6 protein-coding genes and 1 pseudogene are annotated in these 5030 nt (G+C 71.3%); 5 read left to right on the forward strand and 2 right to left on the reverse strand.

Annotated elements, in window-relative coordinates; translation table 11 throughout:
- Positions 1-283 precede the first annotated feature (283 nt).
- Positions 284-1237, forward strand: a complete 954-nt coding sequence (locus GXP76_RS33965; protein WP_242575471.1) for an alpha/beta hydrolase — start codon at positions 284-286, stop codon at positions 1235-1237.
- On the opposite strand, the gene GXP76_RS33970 is transcribed toward GXP76_RS33965, so the two are convergent.
- Positions 1140-1793, reverse strand: coding sequence for a TetR/AcrR family transcriptional regulator (locus GXP76_RS33970; protein WP_242575472.1), 654 nt, complete (start codon positions 1791-1793; stop codon positions 1140-1142). The genes GXP76_RS33965 and GXP76_RS33970 overlap by 98 nt on opposite strands.
- Positions 1794-1879: 86 nt before the next feature.
- Between GXP76_RS33970 and GXP76_RS33975 the strand changes: the two genes are divergently transcribed.
- The 3 genes from GXP76_RS33975 (at position 1880) to GXP76_RS33985 (ending at position 4447) form a co-directional block, all read left to right on the forward strand.
- The gene (locus GXP76_RS33975; protein ID WP_242575473.1) at positions 1880-2284 is read left to right on the forward strand and encodes a nuclear transport factor 2 family protein; all 405 of its coding nucleotides are present in this window, start codon (positions 1880-1882) and stop codon (positions 2282-2284) included.
- Between the two features lie 48 nt (positions 2285-2332).
- Positions 2333-3217 (forward strand): SDR family NAD(P)-dependent oxidoreductase, encoded by an 885-nt coding sequence (locus tag GXP76_RS33980; RefSeq protein WP_242575474.1) that lies wholly within the window; start codon positions 2333-2335, stop codon positions 3215-3217.
- A 72-nt stretch (positions 3218-3289) separates the two neighbouring features.
- Positions 3290-4447 (forward strand): serine hydrolase, encoded by a 1158-nt coding sequence (locus GXP76_RS33985; protein WP_242575476.1) that lies wholly within the window; start codon positions 3290-3292, stop codon positions 4445-4447.
- 37 nt (positions 4448-4484) lie between these two features.
- Here the strand turns inward: GXP76_RS33985 and GXP76_RS33990 are convergent, their stop codons facing one another.
- Positions 4485-4667 carry a hypothetical protein gene (locus GXP76_RS33990; protein WP_242575475.1) on the reverse strand — a complete coding sequence of 61 codons (183 nt, stop codon included), beginning with the start codon at positions 4665-4667 and terminating at the stop codon, positions 4485-4487.
- 118 nt (positions 4668-4785) lie between these two features.
- On the opposite strand from GXP76_RS33990, the pseudogene GXP76_RS33995 reads away from it, so the two are divergent.
- A pseudogene (locus GXP76_RS33995) lies at positions 4786-5030 on the forward strand (flavoprotein); the annotation flags it as partial.

A 5030-nucleotide genomic window follows, 5' to 3' on the forward strand; every position in this document is an offset into this window, starting at 1 on the left:
AATGACGGCTGCGGGGTATCGGCGGATCCAGGCCGGTTCGTCCGTTCCGCCTCGCGGTCCTCCGGCAGGAGCTGCTCGTCGATGAGGGCGTCCAACTCGTTCTTGAAGCGCTGATTGGGTCCCATGCCGCACGATCGTACGTTCAGTTGAACAGGAAAACTAGCCGAACGATCGTGCTAACGTCTCGCCCGGAAGACCACCCACGATCGAGTGCGATCGAGCCCGGTCCAGTCCGGTCCGGTTTAGTCCGGTCCAGTCCGAAGCGACCCGAGGAGCACGCGGCATGGATCTCGCCGTGACAGCCGTCCGCATCACCCTGAACGCCGCCTCCTACGTCGCACCGGGGCCGGCCGGCAAGGCCGCCTTCCGCCTCTTCAGAAAGCCGCGCGGTCGCAGCCGCCTGCGGCCCGACGAGCGCCCGGTGATGGACCTGGCCGAGGTCGGCGCGGTCGCCGTCGGCGGCGGGAGCGCCGTCAGCTACCGGTGGGGGACGGGCGAACGGCCCGTACTGCTCGTGCACGGCTGGGAGTCGCGCGGCTCGCGCTTCGCCACGCTCGTGAGCGAGCTGCTGGACCTCGGCCTCAGCCCGGTCGCCTTCGACGCGCCGGGTCACGGCGAGGCCACCGGCGAGGCGATGACGATCCTCGACCTGCGCGACATCATCACGGCGCTGGACGCGGAGCACGGGCCCTTCGAGATGATCGTGGCGCACTCCCTCGGCGTCACCGCGACGTTCGTCGCCGTGCGGGAGCGGGGGGTGCGTACGGAGCGGATCGTGGCCATCAGCGGTGTGCCCGACTTCGCGTACCTGGTCGACGGATTCTGCGCGGGGCTGGGGCTGCGGGCACGGCTGAACCGCGAGCTCCGCAGACGTGTCGAGCGGGAGCTGTTCTCCGGCGAGACGGACATCTGGTCGCGCTTCTCGTCCACGCGTACGGGCAGGGACAGTACTGCGGAGGCGGGCGCGTCATCGTTCCTGATCGTCCACGACGAGGACGACGACATGGTCGACCCCGCGGCCTCGCGCGCACTCCACTCCACCCTGGGCGACCGGGCGAGGCTGGTCGTCACCCGGGGACTGGGTCACCGGCGGATCATCGGCGACCGCCAAGTCGCCGCGTCCGTGCGGGACTTCGTGGTCAGCGAGGCGCCGGGGCGAGCGGCAGCAGTGCCGGATCCGTCGCCACGGACCGCAGCCGGCCGAGGATCGCCTTGGCGGCCTTCGTGTAGCAGCTGAAGTCGTCGTGCAGGACGGACTCGGCGTTGGCGCCTTCGAGGAGGGAGACCAGCTCGAAGGTGAGCTGGGGGACGTCCGTGTCGTCGCGCACCTCGCCCGCCTCCTTGGCGTCCTCGACGTTCTGCGCGACGAACGCGACCCAGTCGAGGCGGGCCTGCGCCACCGCGTCGTGGACCTTGCCCTCGCGTGCGTCGTACTCGGCCGAGACCGAGTAGAAGAAGCAGCCGCCGGGGAAGACCCGGTTCTCGGAGTACGTGAGCCAGCCGTCGCACAGCCGCCGGATCCGGTCGAGCCCGGCCGGCATCTCCAGGACGGGCCGCACGACATGGTCGACGTACAGCTTGGCCGCGGCGCGGACGGTGGCGAGCTGAAGCTCCTCCTTGGAGCCGAACAGGGCGAACACCCCGCTCTTGCTCAGCCGCAGCTCTCCGGCCAGCCGGCCGAGCGACAGACCGCCGAGACCCTCGACCGAGGCGATCCGGACGGTGTGCTTCAGGATCAGTTGGCGGGTCTGGTTCCCCCGTGCGATGCGTCCGTCGGTGCTCGTAGCTGTCACAACGGCCAGTGTACTAACCGGACGACCGTGCGGTCAGTGCTCGCGGGCGACCGCCGACTGTCAGTGGCACGGTGCAGACTTCGCTCATGACCGAGCTTCGGAAGTCACTCCGGGAGACAGTGGAGACGTACTGGGCCGCCGCGGACGCCCGGGACTGGACGGCGTTCGCCGGCACCCTCGCGGCGGAGGTGGTCTACGACCTGCCGCAGACGCGCGAGCGGATTCGCGGCAAGGACGCGTTCCTGCGGTTCAACGTGGAGTATCCGGGGGACTGGCGGGTGCGTACGGAGCGCATCGTGGCCGACCAGGACGCCGGGCAGGTGGTGACGTGGCTGCGCGTCACGGTGGGCGGGGAAGAGGTGCAGGCGGTCAGTTTCTTCACGGGGGACGGGGACGGCCGGATAGCGGGGATCACGGACTTCTGGCCGGAGCCGTACGAGCCTCCGGCGGGCCGCGAGCACCTGGTCGAGCGTTACCGGCCACGCGGCTGATCGCCGGAGCGCTTCCGTCGACCACGTGTCCCGGTCCAGGCTGACCACATGACTGAAACAACGCCGAGCACGGCGGGTGCGGGTACGGGTACGGGCACAGGTTCAGGTACGGGGGCGGGCCGCGTGGCCGTGGTGACGGGTGTGGCGCAGGGGATCGGCCGCCGGGTGGCCGAGGTCCTGGCCGGGGAGGGTTACGCGCTGGTCCTGGCCGACATCGTGGACCCGGCGGACACCCTCGCCGCCGTCCGCGCGGCCGGGGCGGACGCGGTGGCCGTGGTCGGGGACGTCGCGTCGGAGGCGTACGTGACCGGGCTCGCCGACCAGGTCCGCGAGCGCTTCGGCCGGGTGGACGCGCTCGTCAACAACGCGGGTGTGTCGCTCCTCGTCCCGGCCGAGGAGACGACGGCCGACCAGTGGCGTCGGGTCCTGGACGTCAATCTCACCGGGCCGTTCCTGCTGTCCCGCGCGGTCGGCCGGCTGATGCTCGCGGCGGGCGGCGGCTCGATCGTCAACATCGCGTCGATCGCCGGACTGCACGGGGTCTCCGACCGCGCGGCGTACAACGCGAGCAAGCACGGCCTGATCGGTCTCACGCGCACGCTGGCGGGGGAGTGGGGAGGCCGGGGCGTACGGGTCAACGCGGTCTGTCCGGGCTGGGTGAAGACGGAGATGGACGCCGCCGACCAGGCGTCGGGCGGCTACACGGACGAGGACATCGTGGACCGGGTGCCGATGGGACGCTTCGCCGCGCCCGACGACATCGCGCAGGCGGTGGCGTTCCTCGCGGACCCGGCGCGCAGCGGCTTCGTGAACGGCACCGCGCTGCCGGTCGACGGCGGCTGGACGGCCGACGCGAGCTGGAACTCGCTGCGCCTGCGCAAGCGCCCGCAGCCCGACCCCGACCCGGACGGGTACGGGCACCCGGACCGATGAATCCGCGAGCCGTCCGGAGTCTCCTTTACGACGGCACGGGCGACAACGCGAAAAGGTGAACAGATGACAGCGATGACGGCGACCGGTGCGACGAATCTGCACGACCTGCTCAAGGCGCACGTGAACGAGGGACCGCTGCCGGGCGTCGTCGCCCTGGTGGCCCGGGGCGACCGTACCGAGACGGCGGAGGTCGGCTCGGCCGACGCGGCGGGCACGGTACCCCTCACCAGGGACTCGATCTTCCGTATCGCCTCGGTCACGAAGCCGGTCGTCGCCGCGGCGGTCATGATGCTCGTCGAGGACGGCCGTATCTCGCTGGACGACCCGGTCGACCGGTGGCTGCCCGAGCTGGCGTCGCCGATGGTCGTACGGACGCCCGCCGGCCCGGTCGACGACGTGGTCCCCGCGGTCAGGCCGATCACCGTGTTCGATCTGCTCACCTTCCGCTCCGGGCACGGCTTCCCGTCCGACTTCTCGCTGCCCGCGGTCGCACCGCTGTTCAGCGAGCTGAAGCAGGGCCCGCCGCAGCCGCAGCACGTCGCCGCGCCGGACGAGTGGATGGCGAAGCTGTCCCGTATCCCGCTGCTGCACCAGCCGGGCGAGGTCTGGCTCTACAACATCGGCTCCGACATCCTCGGTGTGCTGATCGCGAGGGTCACGGGCCGTTCGCTGCCGGAGTTCCTGGCGGAGCGGATCTTCGAACCGCTCGGCATGAGGGACACGGCGTTCGAGGTACCGGCCGGCAAGCGCGACCGGGTGCCGCACTACTACCGGGCGGACGGGACGGGCGGCCTCGAACTGGTCGACGCCCCCGACGGCCAGTGGAGCACGGTGCCGCCCTTCCCCTCCGGCGCGGGCGGCCTGGTGTCCACCGCCGATGACTTGCACGCCTTCGCCAAGATGCTCCTTGCGGACGGCAAGGCGGGGGACAAGGCCCTGCTGTCACCCGAATCCGTCGCACGGATGACCACGGACCACCTCACCCGGCCCCAGCGCGACGCGGGCACCCTGTTCCTGGAGGGGCAGGGCTGGGGCTTCGGCGGCTCGGTGGACGTCGCGGCGGTCGACCCTTGGAACGTGGCGGGCCGCTACGGCTGGGTCGGCGGCACGGGAACGGCGGCGCACATCACACCGTCCACGGGCACGGTGACGATCCTGCTGACGCAGCTGGAGGCCACGGGCCCCGTCCCCGCGCCCCTGCTGCGCGACTTCTGGCGCTACGCGTCGTAACAACTGCCCGCCGTCACCGTCCCGGTCACCGTCGTCCTCACCGCCGACGACCACGCCCGCGCGCCTGCCAACCGGCTCCGACACCGGCCAGGTGCAGGGCGACGAGGGTGAGTCCGACGAGCGTGAGACTCGTCGTACCGAAGATGACCTCCGTCGACGTCTTGGTGGCGTTGAGGATGAAGGCGATGAAAAAGACCACTGCGGCCGCTATTGCGAGCATCTGCTCTCTCCTGCCGAACATGTCGATGGATGGCCAACCATGTACGGAATGACGGTGGTTGGATCGTCGCCGACCGTGTGCCCCGCAAGGAGGTCCGCAGTCCTGGGAAACTGTGCGGATGAGTGAAGCGCGCACGCCCCGCGGCGTCCTCGGAGTGGTGGCGTCGGCGGCCGGCGGGCTGGCGTCGCTCCGCACCGGCCTGGTCGGACCGGCGGTGGCCCGCGGCTGGCGGGTGGCGGTGACCCTGACCCCGACGGCGGGCGACTGGCTGCGGGCGAGCGGCGAACTCGACCGCCTGGAGACCCTGACCGGCCTCCCGGTCCGCGACCGGCCCCGCCTCCCGTCGGACCCCCGCCCGCACCC

Origin of the sequence: Streptomyces sp. NP-1717 (genome assembly GCF_022695985.1) — a bacterium.
Taxonomy (GTDB): Bacteria; Actinomycetota; Actinomycetes; order Streptomycetales; family Streptomycetaceae; genus Streptomyces.